The sequence below is a fragment of the Candidatus Kurthia intestinigallinarum genome, from assembly GCF_003991225.1.
GTDB classification, from domain to species: Bacteria; Bacillota; Bacilli; order Bacillales_A; family Planococcaceae; genus Kurthia; species Kurthia populi.
Genome location: NZ_JTFC01000017.1, coordinates 21904 through 42240 on the forward strand (window position 1 = coordinate 21904; position 20337 = coordinate 42240).

Below are 20337 nucleotides of genomic sequence, written 5' to 3' on the forward strand. Positions count from 1 at the left end.
ATTTACATACCCGCCTCAGCCTGCATTTGGCGTTCTTTCGTCGCCGCATTTACCTGCTCATCTGCATGGTAACTACTACGAACGAGTGGACCCGCTTCACAGTGTTTAAAGCCTTTTTCCATCGCAATTTTACGTAAGCGACCAAATTCGATTGGTGCGTAGTATTTTTGGACAGGTAAGTGCTTTTTCGTCGGCTGTAAATATTGACCAATCGTCATGATATCTACATCGTTAGCACGTAAATCATCCATTACTTCGAGAATTTCTTCTTCCGTCTCCCCTAATCCTACCATAAGAGATGACTTTGTAGGAATGTCAGGTTGCATTTCTTTTGAACGACGTAAAAATTCAAGTGAACGATCATATTTTGCTTTCGCTCGAACTCTCGGAGTCAGACGGCGAACTGTTTCGATATTGTGATTTAAAATATCTGGTTTCGCATCCATTAGGATTTGAATGTTTTCCTTCACGCCGGCCATATCAGATGGTAGCACTTCAATTGAAGTTTGTGGACTTTTACGACGAATAGCGCGCACTGTTTCAGCCAGTACACTCGCGCCCCCGTCCTTCAAGTCATCACGGGCTACTACTGTTATAACGACGTGCTTTAAATTCATTAATACAACGGAGTCTGCTACGCGTTCTGGTTCCGCTAAATCGAGTTCAGTTGGCAAACCAGTTTTAACCGCGCAAAAACGACAGGCGCGCGTACAAACAGAGCCTAAAATCATAAAGGTTGCTGTGCGGCGCTCTCCCCAACATTCGTGGATGTTTGGGCATCTTGCTTCTTCACATACAGTGTGCAAGTTTTTCTCACGCATTAAGGTCTTTAATTCCTTGTACTGCTTATTCGCCTTAATGTTAATTTTTAACCAATCCGGTTTGCGGACGTGTTGTCGTTTATCGTCTTTCGATGTCGGTTTACATGATGACATAGAACTTCAACTCCTCATAAATGTGTATTAAATGACGTCCCCACCTGTCACTCTAACACATTTTTTGTTAATAATACAGTAAATTAGGAAATTTCAAACAGTGAAATTTGTCCATGTCAAAAAGATAAAAAGAAAACGACAAGGCCTATTTGTTACGCTGCCTTGTCGTTTTCTTTTTACATCATATATACGGTTCCTTTTTCTTCTAAATACTCTGGTTCTACGTTTAGAATATCGAGCTCACTACTAGCTAAATCTAGCTCATATGTTGCTTTGACAAGCTTGCCATGTTCTTCAAAAATACGTAATTTCGGACGCATTGTATTGCTTGCATTTTGCTTTGATACAATGCCACGACTGCCATTACTTAAAAGTAAAACAGTCCCATTTGGATAAGCCGCAATCACACGATTAAATGCTTCGACAACCATTTGGTCGTATAGCGTTCCTGACCCTTGATTAATAATGGCGAGACCTTCAGACGGTAGCATTTTATTACGATAAACGCGATTAGAGGTGACTGCATCAAATACGTCAGCTACAGCAATAATTTTGGCGTATGGGTGAATTTCAAAATCCACCAACCCACGTGGATAACCACTACCATCTAAGCGCTCATGATGCTGAAAGGCACAATGCGCTGATAATAATGAAATGGTATGCAGATTGCGTAGCATATCAAACCCATACTGTGTATGCATCTTCATCGTGTCATACTCTTCATTCGTTAAACGGCCTGGTTTTTGTAAAATTTCTTGTGGAATCAACATCTTACCGATATCATGCAACATCGCACCAATACCGATTTGACGCACTTCCTCGGCATTGTATTTCATTTCATGTGCAATCGAAATCGTATAGATGGTAACTTGCAAAGAATGCTGATAAATATATTCATCATAGATAAAGGCATCACTTAAGACCGTTAATAATTCTTCATTGTCAAAAATGCTGTCCATTAAGCTATTAATAATAGCCGTAAAATCTTTTGAACTTTTTTCTAAACAATACGTAATATCGGTTCCTTTTAAACGTTTTAGCATTTTAAAAGAGTTTTCAATTTTATTGACTGCGGCATTACGAATCTTCGGTGGAATGGCTTCTGCCACCTCAATATTCTTAGAAATTTCATCATCGATGTAGACATATTGAACGTTTAATTGCTGCAATCGTTGAATAATTCGATTTGTCACGTGGACACCTTCTTGTAGTAGTGGCATACCTGCTTCATTCCAAATCGTTTTGGCGATAACCATCTCTTCTTGTAGCACTTTCGTTGATATAAGCCTCATACTTTTGTCCTCATTTACTTTGTAATCATATATATATTATATACTATGCATCATAATAAAAATATCTAATTTTCTAAAAAATTGATTATACAAAGTGCTTATGACCATAAATTGTAAGAATATCACGTAAAAATTGTGGTAGTAAATATGTTTTTGGCAACGCTTTTAACGCTGGGAAAAACCAGCCAAATGTAAACATATCGAGCGTCGCAACTTTCACTGTTTCACCTGGTGCTAGTATTTTATCGTTCACAAGAATATGCCCGTCTTGCTGTTTAAAATGATATGTCAGCATTTTACCAACAACAGTTCCGCGGAATCCTAAGCCACGTAGCTCACGCCTTGGCCATTCCTCCGCGCGCTCGATAATAGCTAAAATATCGCGTAGCTGTGCCTCGTTTAATTCAAAAATACAGGCATTGATTGGATGTGGTAGCATACGGTGAATATCAAGCGCCGTCACAGGCCCCTTTTTCATGTCTGTTAAAAAAATGCCCGCATTAAAGAATGCACAATCTGCACCCGAGAAATCAAGTAGTGCCTCCGCAAAGAAATGCGATAGCTTCGAGTAGTGGTACCATTCCTTATTATAAAAGCGTGTCGTTTCAAATACTTCTACATCTAAAAGCTCCTCACCGTAGCGTTGTTGTGCCGCTACCTCGCGATGCTCTCCTCGCTCCGGTGGAAGAGTTGTCGTATCAATTAATTCCGTTTCTACTTGCTGAACCATTCCATCATAATGAATAATCGAATGCCCGATGTAACGGCCATATTTGCCGCCTCCCGTGAGTAACGTTTGGTTGATGTATTTGCCATGCTCTAGTACGTGATGCGTGTGAGAGCCAAAAATAAGCGTCACATCGCGCTCCTGCTCTGCAAGGCGCTCATCTGAATGTAAGCCAAGATGCGACAGACAAATAATAATATCAGCTTCCTTGCGCGCCTGTGCAATCGATTCATGTAGACGTGTAAAAGGGTCCTCAATTTTCCAGCCTAGATTATTATAGTAATCTGGAAAAGGTGCTGTTGCCGCAACAACCCCAAGCTTTGTACCAGATGCGAGCGTATACACATGATAAGGCTCTGCCCATGTTGGTATTTTTCCGTCGGGCTCTTTTAAATTATTGACGATAACATTGAATTTTGCTTCAGTATATAGTTGATTCAGCGCTTCTTTTGCGAGCGTGATTCCCTCATTATTCCCGATAGTAACAGCATCATAATTTGCTTCGTTAAGTAGCGTGATGCTTGACTTTCCAAGTGTTGCTTCTGTAAAAATATTCGATCGATCAATAAAATCGCCAATATCTACTATTAAGCAGGCTTCGTCATGTTGTTCATGGAACGCGCGACGCTCTTGTAAATAACTTCGTGTGCGTGGCCATGAATCAAGATGGCTATGCACATCATTCGTATGATAAATATGAATTGTTTCCAAGGTCCACTCACCTCTCTATAATATGCTCGACACAATCGAGCGAATCCCCATTAATAGGAGCATGACACGTAAGCACAGAACAACTGTTTTTGAGTTGAGACGCTTGTTTAGCTCCGCGCCTAACTTACCGCCAATCATTGCTCCAATGACGACCGGTATGACGTAATGCCATGGAATATGGTCGAAATACCAGTGTGCGCCTGAATTGACGATGGATGTTAAAAACACTAAAAACATCGATGTTGCGACGGCCACATGTGCAGGGAATAAAAATAAAATTAACATCATCGGCACGATCATCGAACCGCCACCAATGCCAAATAAACCAGAGGCAAAACTAATGATGAACGACGCTAAAATCGCAAACCAAATTGGATAGCCATAAGTGTATGTATGCCCGTCTGAATCAGTGATGGTGCGCTTTGTGCCATGCTCCACAAACCAATTGACAGGCTTTAAACGATCTCGGACGATTAAAATAATCGACAGGATAATCATTAAAATACCAAAATACAGCTCAAATGATGGTACATCCATCACGCGGTTCACCGCAGCCCCCAGCATAACCCCTGGGATACTACCGATAAAGAAAATAAAGCCGCTTTTATAGTCGACTGTTTTTGATTTCATATAGGCAAGCGTCGATGAAAGACCTGTAAAAATCATCATCACAACAGATAAGCCAACGATGCGCTGTGGCGTCAAATCGCTCATTAGACCTTGTGAAATACCGAAATAGAGTAGTGCCGGTACTAAAATAATACCCCCGCCAAGTCCGACAAGTGCGCCGACAATGCCTGAAAAAATCGCAAAGATAATAATCAATAGTGCTGCTGTCATTTCCTAATCCCCTTCAAATAAATCCAGTTGCTTCGGTGCAAGATGATCATAATGGATATTTAAAATCTCAAGTAGCTCTTTCGCATTATGCGCCGCATCGTTGCCTGAATTATTATTAAAAGCGACATAGACATGGCGCGTTGTTTTCGCTAACCGCTGAATATGCACCGCAATTTCGCGTAATTCCTCATCGTTATAATTATAGAGACAGCGTACTTTGCGCCAATCTTCCTGACTACGACCATTTTGAAGCCAACCATGGACATTGCGCCCATGAATACGCACAAAGGCCGTATCCGTTGTCGCAATTGACAGCAATGGCACGGAGCCCTCTCCTGCCTGTGGCTCGTCACATACAGTATGAATAAATTTTAACTCACGTAATAAATTCATCGTGCCATCTACATATTGTTCGGTATACCATGTGCGATTTCGAAACTCAATGGCGACCGGAAAATCGCCAAGCTCCTGCTTCACGTAGCGCAAATATTGGACGTTTTTAAACTGACAATCAAACCATGGTGGAAACTGCATCAACACCGCCGCAAGTTTTCCAGCACGTTGAAACGGCTCGATGGCTTTTCTAAACGCTTCAAACATGTCTGCCTTCGTATCAAAATACGCATCCTTTTCACCACGTAAATGACCGGTCATACCACGATAGCCTTTGACGATAAATTTAAATTGATCGGGTGTTTCATCAATCCACTTCAAGACATTTTTCTCTGATGGAATCGCATAAAAAGACGTATCTACCTCGACCACTGGAAAATGACCACTGTAATCGAATAATCGATCGCGTGCAGAAGTCGTTTCACTATAGACATCTGGATGGTCTCCCCAGCCTGTTAAGCCTACATAAATCATCCTACTCCGCCTCCATTTCTATTACTCCATATCATATCATAGCTGTTTACTTGGCTCTATGCGTGGCGCTTAAAAGATAGGGAAAATTAATGTTGCGTAAATAAAAACGAGACCCTATTAAGAGTCTCGTCATTTTGTAGTTGATTGGTCCTTGTTTTGTGACAAAGGAAGGTAAGCTAACTTCGCCGCATCCTTGCGGCAACGCTTACCGGGTCTGCGTCCAGCAGACCCTATCCGGATTCAAACACCAGTGCTTCGGGTCGTTTCGTTCCTTCCGATATTCTTTCAAATAAATTAAAAAACGAAACTCCTGTTAAAGAGTCTCGTCTTTTTGTAGCTGATTGGCCTTTGTTTTGTGACAAAGGAAGGTAAGCTAACTTCGCCGCATCCTTGCGGCAACGCTTACCGGGTCTGCGTCCAGCAGACCCTATCCGGATTCAAACACCAGTGCTTCGGGTCGTTTCGTTCCTTCCGACGCGACGAAGAACGCCGCTTGTCAGGAACTATAAACGCCCGTCAGCACTAAACGGTGTTTTCATCACTTAATTAACCAATCGAACCTTCCATTTCAAATTTGATTAGGCGGTTCATTTCTACTGCGTATTCCATTGGAAGTTCTTTTGTGAATGGTTCAATGAAGCCCATTACGATCATTTCTGTCGCTTCTTGCTCAGAAATACCGCGGCTCATTAAATAGAATAATTGTTCTTCAGATACTTTTGAAACTTTTGCTTCGTGTTCTAAAGAAATTTGGTCATTCATTACTTCGTTGTATGGAATTGTATCAGATGTTGATTCGTTATCCATGATTAGCGTATCACATTCGATGTTTGCGCGTGCATTTGTCGCTTTTTTACCGAATTTCACTTGTCCACGGTATGTTACGTTACCACCGTGTTTTGAGATTGATTTTGATACGATTGTTGAAGATGTGTTTGGTGCTAAGTGAATCATTTTCGCACCTGTATCTTGGTTTTGGCCGCGGCCAGCGATAGCGATTGATAATGTCATACCACGTGCGCCTTCGCCTTTTAAGATACATGCTGGGTATTTCATTGTTAATTTAGAACCGATGTTACCATCAACCCATTCCATTGTACCGTGGTCTTCAACAACTGTACGTTTTGTTACTAAGTTGTATACGTTGTTTGCCCAGTTTTGGATTGTTGTATAACGACAATAAGCGTTCTTTTTAACGATGATTTCTACTACTGCTGAGTGAAGAGAGCTTGTTGTGTAAACAGGTGCTGTACAACCTTCAACGTAGTGTACTGATGCATCGTCATCAACGATGATTAGCGTACGTTCGAATTGACCCATGTTTTCAGAGTTAATACGGAAGTAAGCTTGTAAAGGTGTGTCTAATTTAACACCTTTTGGTACATAGATGAATGAACCACCAGACCATACTGCAGAGTTAAGTGCTGAGAACTTGTTGTCTGCAGGAGGGATTACTTTACCAAAGTATTCTTTGAATAAATCTTCGTTTTCTTTAAGAGCAGAATCTGTATCTTTGAAAACAACACCTAGTTTTTCAAGGTCTTCTTTCATGTTGTGGTAAACAACTTCAGATTCATATTGTGCTGATACACCAGCAAGATATTTTTGCTCTGCTTCAGGAATACCTAATTTATCAAATGTTGCTTTGATTTCATCCGGTACTTCATCCCAAGATTTTTCAGCGCCTTCAGATGGTTTTACGTAGTACGTAATTTCATCGAAGTCTAATCCTGAAAGGTCGCCACCCCATTGTGGCATTGGTTTTGAATAGAAAATATCTAAAGATTTCAGACGGAAATCTAACATCCATTGTGGTTCGTCTTTCATACGAGAAATTTCTTTTACGATTTCAGGAGTAAGACCGCGTTCTGTACGGAAAATCGATACGTCTTTGTCGCGGAAACCATATTCGTACTCGCCGATTTCGGGCATTTGTTTAGCCATTATTTCTCCTCCGTTCAAAGCTTATTTTTTAATTTGTTCGTTAATCCCTTTTTCCATTGCTTTCCAAGCCAATGTCGCACATTTAATACGCGCTGGGAACTGAGATACACCTTGTAATGCTTCCACATCACCAAGGTCTAAATCTTCATCATGCTCATGACCTAACATCATCTCTGAGAATGTGTGTGCTAGTTCTACCGCTTCATCAATTGTTTTGCCTTTAATCAATTGTGTCATCATTGATGCAGATGACATGGAAATTGAGCAACCTTCACCTTCGAATTTTGCATCGGTTACGATGTTATCATCGACTTGAAGTGTTAAATGAATACGGTCACCACATGTTGGGTTGTTCATATCAAGCTGTACATTTGAGCCTTCAAGCGTCCCTTTATTACGTGGTTTTTTATAGTGGTCCATAATTACTGAACGATATAGTTGATCTAAATTAGACATTTCCGAAATACTCCTTCGTGAAGCGCACCCCGTCAGCGAGCTTGTCGATTTCTTCTTTCGTGTTATACACGTAGAAGCTTGCGCGTGCAGTCGCTACGCAGTTCAACCATTTCATTAATGGTTGTGCGCAGTGGTGTCCAGCACGAACAGCAATACCTTGGCTGTCTAGCGCCGTTGCTAGGTCATGTGGGTGAACATCATCAATGTTGAATGTCACAAGACCTGAGCGTTTCATTGGATCTTGAGGGCCGTAAATTGTTAGGCCATCGATTGTTGTTAATGCTTCGAACGCATATTTAGATAATTCTTGCTCGTGAGCAATGATAGAATCCATACCAATTTCATTTAAGAAATCGATTGCTGCACCAAGACCAATTGCACCGGCAATGATTGGTGTACCTGCTTCAAATTTAGCTGGAAGATCAGCCCAAGTTGAATCATATAATCCAACAAAGTTAATCATTTCGCCACCGAATTCGACAGGCTCCATTTTTTCGAGGTGTTCTTTTTTACCATATAATACACCAATGCCCGTTGGACCGCACATTTTGTGACCTGAGAATGCAAGGAAATCGCAATCTAAATCTTGTACGTCTGTGTGGAAGTGCGGTACGCCTTGCGCGCCGTCGACAACCATTACGGCACCATGTTTGTGCGCAATGGCTGCTACTTCTTTAATTGGGTTATGCGTACCTAATACATTTGACGCGAAAGTCATTGAAACGATTTTTGTTTTATCGGTAATCGTTTTTTCGATGTCTTCCATTGCTAATGTACCATCTGGTTGCATATCGATATATTTTAATGTCGCACCAGTAGCTTTCGCTAGCTGTTGCCATGGAATTAAGTTTGAATGGTGTTCCATATACGTAATGACAATTTCATCACCTTCTGAAACGTTTGCACGACCGTAGCTTGATGCCACCATATTTAAACCTGTAGTTGTACCACGTGTGAAAATAACTTCTTCCGTCGATTTCGCATTAATAAACTGACGAACCTTTTCACGAGCGCCTTCATAAGCGTCTGTAGCACGGTTACCTAGCGTATGCACGCCACGGTGTACGTTTGAGTTATCGAACTCATAGTATTTACTAAGTGCTTCAATTACCTGAACTGGTTTTTGTGAAGTAGCCGCGCTGTCTAAATAAACAAGTGGGTTACCATTAATTTCTTGGTTTAAGATTGGAAAATAGCTACGAATGTCGTCTTTGATCATTATTTTACTTTCCCTTCGATAACTTCCATTAATTGTTTTTTAACACCTTCGATTGGCAGTTGAGAAACAACAGGTTCAAGGAAGCCATGGATGATAAGTCTTTCAGCGTTTGCACGAGAGATACCGCGGCTCATTAAGTAGTAAAGTTGCATTTCATCAACGCGACCTACTGAAGCTGCGTGTCCCGCTGTCACATCATCTTCGTCGATTAAAAGGATTGGGTTTGCATCGCCACGAGCGTCTGGAGAAAGCATTAATACACGTGATTCTTGTTGTGCATCTGCTTTTGTAGCGCCGTGTTCGATTTTACCAATACCATTGAAGATTGCACGAGAAGCATCTTTTACGACTGCGTGCGTTAAGATATTACCGATTGAAGCTTTACCCCAGTTACGAACTTCTGTTGTGAAGTTTTGGTTTTGTTTGCCGCTACCGATAACAACTGTTTTTGTATCAGCAACTGAACCGTCACCACGTAAATGTGTAATGCTTTCAGCGATTGTATCACCGTTGTTCATTAAGCCTAATGCCCAGTCGATTTCTGCATCACGTAATGTTTCACCACGACGGTTTACATAAGTTGTGAAGCCAGCATCTAATGTATCAACAGCACCGAAAGTAATTTTCGCGCCCTCACGAGCAATTACTTCTGTTACGATGTTTGCTTGTGTGTTGTTAGAAGCTACGCCTGAGAAGTAGTTTTCAACGTATGTTACTTTTGAGTTTGTATCTGCCACGATTAATACATGGTTGAATAATGAAGCATCTGCATTATCAACGTAGAAGACTGATTGTAAAGGCTCAGCAACTTCTACATCTTTTGGTACGTATACGAATACGCCACCGTTTACAAGTGCTGCGTGTAGTGCTGTTAATTTATGCTCATCCACTGTCACAGCTTCTGTCATAAAGAATTTTTGAACTAAGTCGCCATGTTCTTTAAGTGCTGTGAAAATGTCTGTCATAATGACACCTTGTGCTTTTAACTCTTCAGATACTTGAAGGAAAGCTGGTGTGTTGTTGCGTTGAATGTAAACGTTTTGTTGACCTTCAACGTCTACGATTTGTTTCACTGCTTCAGGTAGCTCAGCTAATGAAGCAAATGTGTCAGATTCAACAGTATGATTTTTGAAATTGAAGAAATCCCATTTATCAATATTTGTTTTATCTGGTTTAACCATATCTAAGTTTTCAACTTCCGCAAGAGCACGTTCGCGAAGCTCTGCAAACCATGTTGGTTCGCCTTGAGCTTCAGAGAAAGAGCGTACATCTTCGGCTGTTAAAGCAAGTTTTGTTTCAACCGTCATCTGTGCTCGTCCTCCTCGATTATGCTTCTTCTACTACTGCGTCTGTATCTTTAATGCCTAGTTCTTCTTTAATCCAGTCGTAACCTTCTGCTTCTAAACGTTGTGCTAATTCAGAACCACCAGATTTAACTACTTTACCTTGCATCATTACGTGAACGTGGTCAGGTGTGATGTAGTTAAGTAAGCGTTGGTAGTGCGTGATCATTAAGCAGCCGAATCCTTCGCCGCGCATTTCGTTAATACCTTTAGAAACGATTTTAAGTGCATCGATATCAAGACCTGAGTCAATTTCATCAAGTATAGCGAATTTTGGTTTAATCATCATTAATTGAAGAATTTCGTTACGTTTTTTCTCACCGCCAGAGAAACCTTCGTTTAAGTAACGTTGGCCCATTTCTTCTGGCATTTCTAAGAAGTCCATTGTTTTATCTAATTGTTTGATGAATTTCATGATTGAAATTTCATCGCCCTCTTCACGACGAGCGTTAATAGCTGAACGTAAGAAGTCAGCGTTGGTAACACCAGCGATTTCTGATGGATATTGCATTGCTAGGAATAGACCAGCTTGCGCGCGTTCGTCTACTTCCATTTCTAATACGTTTTCACCGTCAAGTAAGATTTCACCTGAAGTTACTTCGTATTTAGGGTGACCCATGATAGCTGAAGCTAGTGTTGATTTACCAGTACCGTTAGGACCCATGATTGCGTGTACTTCGTTTGTATTTAGCGTTAAGTTAACGCCTTTTAAAATCTCCTTGTCTTCGATTGAAACATGAAGATCTTTAATTTCTAAAGTTGACATTCTAATACCCTCCGTTTGCGTTTCCCGAATGGCGAATCCATTCTTAATTTAACATCATTCTAATCTTAACTTAATTAAAAAGTGATTGCAACCATTTGAATTTCATTCTCAAGTAGATTACACAATCGTTGCTATTAAAAGATTTCCTATAATAATTGCAACGTAAAAGATGCATTTATTTTAAAATTTTCTCATTTTCAATAAGGATGTTCTAATTGAGAATCGATTTCAATAAAGATTGCGGTTTTCCACTATTAAAACGATGATAAACCGCATTATATCACGTTTCTGGTGGCATTACCTGTCTTAAAACAAAAGACTGCGGGCAAGAAATTTCTTTCTCACGCGCAGCCTTCCTTCTATTATTGTGCGATAGCATGTGTCTCCGCTAAATAGTTTGCAACTTGTGTGGCAACTTCGCGCCCTTCCTTGATTGCCCATACAATTAAGGATGGCCCTCTGCGCGCATCTCCTGCCGCAAAGACGCCTTGTACATTCGTTGTGTAATCTAGACGAGAGGCGTGGACACGATTGTTTAGCATTTTCACACCAAACTGCTCTGCAACAGCGGACTCAGCGCCCTGGAAGCCGATTGCGACGAATACATAGTCGGCCGGCCAAACTTTTTCCGTACCCGGAATTTCTTCAAAGTACGCATAGCCCTCGTCATTAACAATTTTATTCATTTGAATCGTATGCAGCTCTTTAACACGCCCTCGTTCATCAGCTACAATTTTTTTCGTTTGAATGCAGTATTCACGTGGGTCACCGCCAAATTTCGCATCGGCCTCCGCATACGCATAATCTAATTTATATACTTGCGGGTCAGATGGCCATGGCTGCTCTGGTTGACGCACAGCAGGTAATGCCGGGTGTTTACCGAATTGATGCACCGATTTACAGCCTTGGCGCACAGCGGTCGCTACACAATCCGCACCCGTATCCCCGCCACCGATAACGATGACATTTTTGCCTTTGACATTTAATGCACGCTCATCTTCAAAATTTGAATCTAATAAGCTTTTCGTTACGTCATGTAAGTAATTCATCGCTGGCACAACACCGCGTGCATCGCTGCCTTCCATGCGTAGCTCACGCGCTTTTGTTGCGCCTGTCGCAAGCACAACTGCATCGTATTGTGCCTTTAATTCATCTGCCGTAATATCTTTACCGACTGCTGTATTTAGCACAAATTGAATACCCTCTGCCTGCAATAAGTTAATGCGGCGCTCGACGATTTTTTTATCTAGCTTCATATTTGGAATGCCATACATTAATAAGCCGCCTGCACGGTCATCACGCTCATACACTGTTACTTGATGGCCTAATTGATTGAGCTCATCCGCGGCCGCTAATCCCGCTGGACCTGATCCGATAACAGCGACGCGTTTATCCGTACGCTTTTGCGGGATACGTGGTTGGACCCAGCCCATTTCAAAGCCCTTATCAATAATCGACTGCTCGATGCTTTTAATCGCCACAGACGGCTCATTAATGCCTAACGTACAGGAGCCCTCGCATGGTGCCGGGCAGACACGTCCTGTGAACTCTGGGAAGTTATTGGTCATCATCAAACGCTCAAGCGCTTCCTTCCACTGTCCCTGGTAGACAAGGTCATTCCATTCTGGAATATAGTTATTAATTGGACAACCTGCCGCAAAGCCACGAATTTCAATGCCCATATGACAAAATGGTGTGCCACAATCCATACAGCGTGCGCCCTGTGTCGCTAAATCTTTATCTGATAATCGCTCCGTATATTCTTCAAAGTTTTTTACGCGTGCTAGTGGCGCTTTTTCTTTAACCTTCTTTTTATCATATTCCATAAATCCTGTTGGTTTTCCCATTCTAGATCACGCTCCTTTAAGATTTTGCTACGGGTTGTTTCTTCGGTGATGTCACGAGTGTGAATGCCTTCATCGCCGCTTCCTGTTCAGATAATCCTTCTTTTTCAAACGTATCAATATGCGCTAGCATATGCTTATAATCGGTTGGTACGACTTTAATAAAGCCATCCATCTCATGTGCAAAATCATTTAATATCGCTTTCGCTTTTGAGCTGTCTGTATAATGAATATGCTTCTCTAATAGCTCTTTTAATAGCTCGATATCCTTTTGTGTAAACTTCGTCGTAAACTCGATCATTTCCATATTACAAGCTGACTTGAATGCCTCGACATTTGACGGACGTACATATGCCACACCGCCAGACATCCCAGCACCAAAGTTTTTGCCAACATCTCCTAAGATCACGACGTTCCCACCGGTCATATACTCAAGACCATGGTCACCGATCCCTTCTACGACAACATTGGCGCCACTATTACGGACCGCAAAACGCTCACCTGCACGCCCATTAATAAAGGCCTCACCGCTCGTTGCGCCGTATAGACAAACATTACCCGCGATGACATTTGACTCCTCGCGCCCTTTAATCGGTGCTGACACGATGACTTTACCACCTGATAAGCCTTTACCGAAGTAGTCATTCGCATCGCCATCAACCGACATCGACATGCCTTTTGGAATGAATGCGCCAAAGCTCTGACCTGCTGAGCCTTCAAAATGAAGTTTAATCGTATCTTCCGGTAGACCTACTGCGCCGTATTGCTTCGAAATATCGCTGCCGACAATCGTTCCTACTGCACGGTCTGTATTTTTTATTGGGAATGTGAGTGCGATTGGTGACGCGTGCTTAATCGCAAAATCAACACGCGGTAAAATCTCACGTAAATCTAGTGTCTCATCTAATTTATGGTTTTGCTGTACTTGCTTCGTGCGCGGTCCCTCTACTTGATGCAAGAGCTTCGATAAATCAAGCTGACTCGCTTTCCAGTGAGCTTGTGCGCGCTCGCTTACTTCGAGTAAATCCGTGCGACCGACCATTTCTTCAAATGTACGGAATCCTAGCTTCGCCATATATTCACGCACCTCTTCTGCAATGAACATCATAAAGTTCACGACATGATCTGGTGAGCCCATGAATTTTGCACGAAGCTCTGGATTTTGCGTTGCCACACCGACGGGACATGTATCCAAATGACACGCACGCATCATCACGCAGCCTAAAACGATTAATGGTGCTGTCGCAAAACCAAATTCCTCTGCGCCAAATAATGCCGCCATAATGACATCTTTGCCGGTCATTAATTTACCATCCGTTTCAAGTGTTACACGGTCGCGTAGATTGTTAAGCATAAGCGTCTGATGCGCTTCTGCTAAACCTAGCTCCCATGGTAGCCCTGTATGCTTAATACTTGTCTTCGGTGAGGCACCGGTACCACCGTCATAGCCACTAATAACGATGACATCAGCTGCGCCCTTCGCTACACCCGCGGCGATTGTTCCGACACCTGCTTTTGCGACAAGTTTCACCGAAATACGTGCATGACGGTTAGCGTTTTTCAAGTCGTAAATTAACTCGGACATATCCTCGATTGAATAAATATCATGATGCGGTGGTGGTGAAATCAGGCCAACACCTGTTGTGGAGCCACGAACCGTCGCTACCCATGGATATACTTTATTCCCCGGAAGCTGACCACCTTCACCTGGTTTTGCCCCTTGCGCCATTTTGATTTGAAGTTCCTCTGCATTGACTAAATAATGTGATTTCACTCCAAAGCGTCCTGACGCAATTTGCTTAATTTGCGAGCGACGTAAATCACCGTTTTCATCTGGCGTAAAGCGCGCTGGATCCTCGCCACCTTCACCTGAGTTCGATTTACCGCCGATGCGATTCATCGCGATGGCTAATGATTCATGCGCTTCCTGTGAAATCGAACCGAATGACATCGCACCCGTTTTAAAACGTTTCACAATTGATTCCGCAGACTCGACTTCTTCAAGTGGAATGCTGTTGGTTTTTTTAAATGTTAGTAAATTACGAAGGAAGCCTAAGCGCTCCTCATTCGCCATTTCACTATATTGGTGGAATAGACCAAAGTCATTTTTGCGTGTTGCCCACTGCAGTGTATGAATCGTTTTTGGATTAAAGGCATGATGCTCGCCGTTTGCGCGCCACTGATACTCACTACCTGGTGGTAGACCTTTATCCCCTGAATCAATTGCTAGATTATGGCGACGACGTGCCTCCTCACCAATCGTTTGAAGGTCGATACCACCTAACTGACTTGCCGTACCTGTAAAATGCTTGTCGATGACTTCTTTTGAAATGCCTACTGCTTCAAAAATTTGCGCCCCGCGGTAACTTTGAATTGTCGAGATCCCCATCTTCGACATTACTTTTACAACACCCTGACTTGCGGCATACACATAACGTGCTACCGCTTCCTCGTAACTAAATTGGAGGTGTCCATCACGGATTGCTTGATCAATTGTCGCAAATACTAAATACGGATTAATGGCATCCACACCGTAGCCAATTAATGCAGCATGGTGATGTACTTCTCGTACTTCAGCGGCTTCTACGATAATGCTTGCTTGTGTGCGTTCCCCAACGCGTACAAGATGCTGGTGTAGACTACTCGCTGCAAGTAGAATTGGTAGCATCGGCTTGTCAGGCGCGACAAGGCGGTCTGATAAAATCAACAGCTCCACGCCGTCACGAATCGCGCGGTCTGCTTCATCTGCAATGCGCTGTAAATCGCTTGCGACGTCATCTGTCATAAATAAATCAATCACTACCGACTTAACGCTAGGCTGCTGTTTTAGCTGTGCTAGCTGGCCATTTGTCAGTACCGGTGTTTCTAAGAAAATACGCTTGCAGCTTTCCGCCGTCGGATGAAGGATATTCCCTTCCTTCCCTAGCAGCGTCATTGTCGACGTCACTAAATGCTCACGAATCGAGTCAATTGGCGGGTTCGTCACTTGCGCAAATAATTGCTTGAAGTAATGGAATAATGACTGCGGCTTATCCGATAAAATCGCAAGCGGTGCATCATTTCCCATTGAGCCGAGTGGATCGGTTTTCCCTGCCACAATCGGCACAATGTATTTATGAACATCCTCATATGTGTAACCAAAAATCTTTTGATGAAGCAGTAAATCGTCAATATTTTCCGACTTTTCTTTTTGCGCTTCAAGCTCAATTAAATTATCATCTAGCCATTGTTTATACGGCTTGGCTGTTGCCATATCTGACTTCAATTTTTCATCAGCGATGATTTCGCCCTTTTCTAAATCGATTAATAGCATCTTCCCTGGACTTAGGCGGTCCTTATACGCCACATCTTCCTCGGCTACGTCAATAACGCCCACTTCTGAAGAGTAAATAATATAATCATCCTTCGTCACGTAGTAGCGCGCTGGACGTAAACCGTTTCGGTCAAGAATTGCCCCAATTTGTTGCCCATTTGTGAATGCGATTGAAGTTGGACCGTCCCAAGGCTCCATTAATGTGCTATTGTATTGATAGAACGCCTTTTTCTCGGCTGAGATATGCGGATTTTCCGTCCATGGCTCAGGTATCATCATCATGGCAGCCTCTGCTAATGGACGACCTGCTAGGACAAAGAATTCAAATGCATTATCGACCATAGCTGAGTCAGAGCCTTCTGCATTGATAATTGGGAGTAGCTTTTCAAGATCCTCACCAAATGCCTCTGACACAAATTTTTGCTCACGCGCCTTCATCCAGTTGGCATTCCCAAGTACGGTGTTGATTTCACCGTTATGGATAATGTAGCGGTTTGGATGCGCGCGCTCCCATGACGGGAATGTGTTAGTAGAGTAGCGTGAATGGACAAGTGCAATCGCTGAAGTGAAGCGCTCATCTTGTAAATCTACATAAAACTGAGCCACCTCTTCAGGTGCTAACAAGCCTTTAAATACCATCGTTTGCGTAGAGAAGCTTGGGCAATAAAATGTGAACCCTTGCTCCTTCACCCATTTTTCAACACGCTTGCGAATTACGTACAGTTTTCGTTCAAATGCTAGGGAATTTTCTGACGAAGCACTTGCGATAAATAGCTGGCGGACAGCGGGTGCTGAATTCTTCGCTGTATCACTTAAAGATGCAGCGTTTGTCGGAGCAGTACGCCACCCGATAAGTTCTTGGCCTTCCTCGGTGATGATGGCATTAAATTTTTCTTCAATTTGTCGTCGCTCAGCGTCATCTGCTGTAAAGAAGAACTGACCTACACCGTATTCGCCTTTCGGTGGTAATGCCCATTCTGTGACCTGACGGAAAAATGTATCTGGAATCTGAACCATTAGTCCAGCTCCGTCCCCTGTTTTACCGTCACTACCACGTCCTGCTCGGTGGTCTAGGCGGCAAAGCATTTCTAAACCTTGCACGACGATGTCATGTGTTGGTTCATTTTTTAAGCTCGCATAAAATCCAATCCCGCATGCATCATGTTCGAAACTTGGATGATATAGCCCTTGTTCTTTCTGAATATTTTGAAACGTCATAAAAATCCCTCCCTCGTGAATCTATTTTAAATTCACAAATCAATGCAAACAATATATACTTTATATAGAATCAATCTAAAAAATAGATAAATTGGAGTTGACATGCCTTGGAATTACGACAACTACGCTATTTCGTGGCAGTTGCTGAACGCGAACATATTTCAGAAGCTGCTGAAAATTTACATGTTGCACAATCTGCCGTCAGCAGACAAATCGCCAATTTGGAGTCTGAATTAGGTGCTGAATTGTTTGAACGCATCGGCCGTAACGTCAAATTAACACCCATCGGACATGTATTTTTAGAACATGCCATTGTGGCGTTAAAAGCAATCGATTTTGCCAAAAAACAAGTGGATGAATATTTAGACCCTGAGAAAGGAACGATTAAAATCGGCTTCCCGACGAGCCTTGCAAGCTTCTTGCTACCTACCGTCATCTCGGCATTTAAAAAAGAGCATCCAAATGTATCATTCCATCTGCGCCAAGGGTCTTACCGCTTTTTAATTAATGCGGTGAAAAATCGTGAGCTTAATCTCGCGTTCCTCGGTCCAGTACCACAAAAGGATGAGTTAATTAATACAAGAATTTTATTTACCGAAAATATTTCTGCACTTGTCCCTGAAAATCACCCCCTTGCGGAGCGCCAGGAAATTCAGCTTGGTGATTTACGCAATGAGAACTTTGTGCTGTTCCCTGAGGATTATATCTTAAATAAAGTAGTCGTTGACGCCTGTAAATCAGTTGGCTTCACACCAAATATTTCATCCGAGGGAGAGGACATGGATGCCTTAAAAGGTCTTGTGGCCGCGGGTATCGGTATTACGCTACTACCTGAATCTGCATTCTATGATGCGACACCACGACGTACGGTGCGTCTATCACTTATCGAGCCACCATTTACACGTAATGTCGGTGTCATTTTCCCGAGTACGCGTGAACTTGCCCCGTCCGAGGAAATCTTCTTAGACTTCGTCGGCAACTTCTTCTCACGTCTTACACAATTCCGTTAATCAACATCCTTCTGAACAACTGCTCAGAAGGATTTTTTATACACAGAAAAGAAAGCGTTTCCAATAATTACAATATAATAGAAGAAACACAGAATGCTTTTTATTTTAACTTTAAAATATTTTGCGTTATACTACTTGCGAAAGCACTTTGAAAGGGGTTTTATACATGAATCGTTTGGACAATAAAGTGGCATTAATTACAGGTAGTGGTGCCGGCATCGGCAAAGAAATCGCGAAACGTTTTGCAGAGGAAGGCGCAAAAATCGTCATTGCAGATTTTAACGAAGCCGCGTTAACAGATACCGTTAAGGAACTACAAGCAGCAGGTCACGAAGCCTTTGGCGTGAAGGTGAATGTTGCAGTCGAAGAAGATGTACAGCGCATGATTGACGATGCAATCGGCCACTTCGGTCAACTTGATATTCTTGTAAACAATGCCGGTGTGAGCGACAATATGCAAGCTGCTGGTAATGTGACAGATGAGGTTTGGCAACGCGTTTTTGACATTAATGTAACGGGCGTGATGCGTGGTATTCGTAAAGTATTACCTCACTTCATAGAGCGCGGTAAAGGAACAATCGTTAATATGGCATCGATTTCAGGCTTATTTGGCGGTCGTGGCGGCTTAGGCTATACAGCGGCCAAACATGCGATTGTCGGCATGACAAAGAACGTAGCGTCGCAGTACGGCCCTCAAGGCATCCGTTGTAATGCGATTGCACCTGGACAAATCCAAACAGGTTTTGCGGCAAACATGGACCATATCGATAAATTTGGCATGGAAGTAGCGATTCGTGGAACAAACTTAATGCCACGTGCCGGTACAGTAGACGATGTCGCAAATATTGCGCTATTCTTAGCATCGGATGAATCTGATTTAGTAAATGGTGTTGCACTAGCAGCAGACGCTGGCTGGAGCGCTTATTAGGCATAAAAAAAGAGGCTAGGGTTAATCCCCAGCCTCTTTTTTATGCTCTATTTACTTACAGGAACGACTGAGCCGCCCCATTCTTCTGTAATATAATCTTGAATTTCTTTAGAATGTAAGACATCGACTAATTTTTTGATTGATTCATTGTCTTTATCTTCTTTACGAACGGCAATTACATTTACGTATGGTGATTCATCACCCTCAATGGCAATTGAATCTTTCTTCGGATCTAAACCAGCATCGATTGCAAAGTTAGAGTTGATAACGACTGCGTCAGCATCTTTTGAATTATTGTACGTTTGTACTAACATTTCAGCATTGACCGCTGGATCGATTTTTAACTCTTTTGGATTTTCTGCAATATCTTTAATTTCAGCGGTTGTTTTATCCACACCATCTTTTAATTTGATTAAATCATTTGCTTCAAGAAGTGTTAAGATACGACCTTGATCCGCTACTGATTTCGAAATAATAATTTTCGCACCTTTTGGTAACTCATCTAATGATTTGTATTTTTTAGAGTAAATAGCGATTGGTTCGATGTGAATACCACCAACATTAACAAAATCATAGTCTTTATTATCTTTCATTTGTTGCGTAAGGTATGGAATATGTTGGAAATAGTTTGCGTCAATATCGCCTGAAGCTAATGCTTTGTTTGGAATAATGTAATCTTGTGCTGTTTCGATTTCAAGATCTACGCCCTCTTTTTCAAGAATTGGCTCAGCTTTTTGTAAAATTTCTTTATGTGGTGTGTTTGACGCCATGATTTTAATTGTTGTTTCTTTTGAATCACTACTTGATTTGTCGTCTGAGCCACATGCTGCTAAACCAAGTGCTAATGATGCTGTTAATAAACTTGCTACTAATTTTTTTGACGCTTTCATAATATAAAATCCCCTTTTCCCTCTTTATATTTGA

Annotated in this window: 15 protein-coding genes; 2 read left to right on the top strand and 13 right to left on the bottom strand. The window is 42.1% G+C overall.

The features are described 5' to 3' along the window. Nucleotides 1-2 precede the first annotated feature (2 nt). The 12 genes from lipA to gltB all read right to left on the bottom strand — a co-directional run bounded on the left by lipA (nt 3) and on the right by gltB (nt 17475). Complete coding sequence (gene lipA / locus QI30_RS04980) at nt 3-935, bottom strand: lipoyl synthase (protein ID WP_126989837.1); 933 nt, start codon at nt 933-935, stop codon at nt 3-5. A gap of 176 nt (nt 936-1111) precedes the next feature. Then, nucleotides 1112-2227 carry an HD-GYP domain-containing protein gene (locus QI30_RS04985; RefSeq protein ID WP_126989838.1) on the bottom strand — a complete coding sequence of 372 codons (1116 nt, stop codon included), beginning with the start codon at nt 2225-2227 and terminating at the stop codon, nt 1112-1114. An 85-nt stretch (nt 2228-2312) separates the two neighbouring features. Next, on the bottom strand, nt 2313-3665 hold the full coding sequence (locus QI30_RS04990) for a bifunctional metallophosphatase/5'-nucleotidase (protein ID WP_126989839.1): 1353 nt from the start codon (nt 3663-3665) through the stop codon (nt 2313-2315). A 15-nt stretch (nt 3666-3680) separates the two neighbouring features. Further along, on the bottom strand, nt 3681-4505 hold the full coding sequence (locus tag QI30_RS04995) for a sulfite exporter TauE/SafE family protein (RefSeq protein ID WP_126989840.1): 825 nt from the start codon (nt 4503-4505) through the stop codon (nt 3681-3683). Between the two features lie 3 nt (nt 4506-4508). Then, nucleotides 4509-5372 (bottom strand): DUF72 domain-containing protein, encoded by an 864-nt coding sequence (locus tag QI30_RS05000; protein WP_126989841.1) that lies wholly within the window; start codon nt 5370-5372, stop codon nt 4509-4511. A 546-nt stretch (nt 5373-5918) separates the two neighbouring features. Next, a complete protein-coding gene (sufB, locus tag QI30_RS05005; RefSeq protein ID WP_126989842.1) occupies nt 5919-7316 on the bottom strand; it encodes a Fe-S cluster assembly protein SufB in 1398 nt (465 codons plus the stop codon). 21 nt (nt 7317-7337) lie between these two features. Beyond that, nucleotides 7338-7772, bottom strand: a complete 435-nt coding sequence (gene sufU, locus QI30_RS05010; protein WP_126989843.1) for a Fe-S cluster assembly sulfur transfer protein SufU — start codon at nt 7770-7772, stop codon at nt 7338-7340. After that, nucleotides 7765-8991 (bottom strand): cysteine desulfurase, encoded by a 1227-nt coding sequence (locus tag QI30_RS05015; RefSeq protein ID WP_126989844.1) that lies wholly within the window; start codon nt 8989-8991, stop codon nt 7765-7767. Before QI30_RS05015 ends, sufU begins: the two co-directional genes overlap by 8 nt. Continuing rightward, on the bottom strand, nt 8991-10298 hold the full coding sequence (sufD, locus tag QI30_RS05020) for a Fe-S cluster assembly protein SufD (RefSeq protein ID WP_126989845.1): 1308 nt from the start codon (nt 10296-10298) through the stop codon (nt 8991-8993). The genes QI30_RS05015 and sufD overlap by 1 nt, the downstream gene beginning before the upstream one ends. Nucleotides 10299-10317: 19 nt before the next feature. Beyond that, nucleotides 10318-11100, bottom strand: coding sequence for a Fe-S cluster assembly ATPase SufC (gene sufC / locus QI30_RS05025; protein WP_126989846.1), 783 nt, complete (start codon nt 11098-11100; stop codon nt 10318-10320). Nucleotides 11101-11462: 362 nt separating this feature from the next. Next, nucleotides 11463-12947: a glutamate synthase subunit beta gene (locus tag QI30_RS05030; protein ID WP_126989847.1), complete on the bottom strand. Its 1485-nt coding sequence runs from the start codon at nt 12945-12947 to the stop codon at nt 11463-11465. 16 nt (nt 12948-12963) lie between these two features. Continuing rightward, nucleotides 12964-17475, bottom strand: coding sequence for a glutamate synthase large subunit (gltB, locus tag QI30_RS05035; RefSeq protein ID WP_126989848.1), 4512 nt, complete (start codon nt 17473-17475; stop codon nt 12964-12966). A 107-nt stretch (nt 17476-17582) separates the two neighbouring features. On the opposite strand from gltB, the gene QI30_RS05040 reads away from it, so the two are divergent. Together QI30_RS05040 and QI30_RS05045 are read left to right on the top strand one after the other, a co-directional pair. Further along, the gene (locus QI30_RS05040; RefSeq protein ID WP_126989849.1) at nt 17583-18485 is read left to right on the top strand and encodes a LysR family transcriptional regulator; all 903 of its coding nucleotides are present in this window, start codon (nt 17583-17585) and stop codon (nt 18483-18485) included. 166 nt (nt 18486-18651) lie between these two features. Further along, complete coding sequence (locus QI30_RS05045; protein WP_126989850.1) at nt 18652-19413, top strand: glucose 1-dehydrogenase; 762 nt, start codon at nt 18652-18654, stop codon at nt 19411-19413. 47 nt (nt 19414-19460) lie between these two features. Here the strand turns inward: QI30_RS05045 and QI30_RS05050 are convergent, their stop codons facing one another. Then, complete coding sequence (locus QI30_RS05050) at nt 19461-20303, bottom strand: MetQ/NlpA family ABC transporter substrate-binding protein (RefSeq protein ID WP_126989851.1); 843 nt, start codon at nt 20301-20303, stop codon at nt 19461-19463. Between the last annotated feature and the right edge of the window lie 34 nt (nt 20304-20337).

Coding starts and splice junctions, on each gene's coding strand:
- lipA (WP_126989837.1), bottom strand. CDS start 935: ATGTCATCATGTAAACCGACATCGAAAGACGATAAACGACAACACGTC.
- QI30_RS04985 (WP_126989838.1), bottom strand. CDS start 2,227: ATGAGGCTTATATCAACGAAAGTGCTACAAGAAGAGATGGTTATCGCC.
- QI30_RS04995 (WP_126989840.1), bottom strand. CDS start 4,505: ATGACAGCAGCACTATTGATTATTATCTTTGCGATTTTTTCAGGCATT.
- QI30_RS05000 (WP_126989841.1), bottom strand. CDS start 5,372: ATGATTTATGTAGGCTTAACAGGCTGGGGAGACCATCCAGATGTCTAT.
- sufB (WP_126989842.1), bottom strand. CDS start 7,316: ATGGCTAAACAAATGCCCGAAATCGGCGAGTACGAATATGGTTTCCGC.
- sufU (WP_126989843.1), bottom strand. CDS start 7,772: ATGTCTAATTTAGATCAACTATATCGTTCAGTAATTATGGACCACTAT.
- QI30_RS05015 (WP_126989844.1), bottom strand. CDS start 8,991: ATGATCAAAGACGACATTCGTAGCTATTTTCCAATCTTAAACCAAGAA.
- sufD (WP_126989845.1), bottom strand. CDS start 10,298: ATGACGGTTGAAACAAAACTTGCTTTAACAGCCGAAGATGTACGCTCT.
- sufC (WP_126989846.1), bottom strand. CDS start 11,100: ATGTCAACTTTAGAAATTAAAGATCTTCATGTTTCAATCGAAGACAAG.
- QI30_RS05030 (WP_126989847.1), bottom strand. CDS start 12,947: ATGGGAAAACCAACAGGATTTATGGAATATGATAAAAAGAAGGTTAAA.
- gltB (WP_126989848.1), bottom strand. CDS start 17,475: ATGACGTTTCAAAATATTCAGAAAGAACAAGGGCTATATCATCCAAGT.
- QI30_RS05045 (WP_126989850.1), top strand. CDS start 18,652: ATGAATCGTTTGGACAATAAAGTGGCATTAATTACAGGTAGTGGTGCC.
- QI30_RS05050 (WP_126989851.1), bottom strand. CDS start 20,303: ATGAAAGCGTCAAAAAAATTAGTAGCAAGTTTATTAACAGCATCATTA.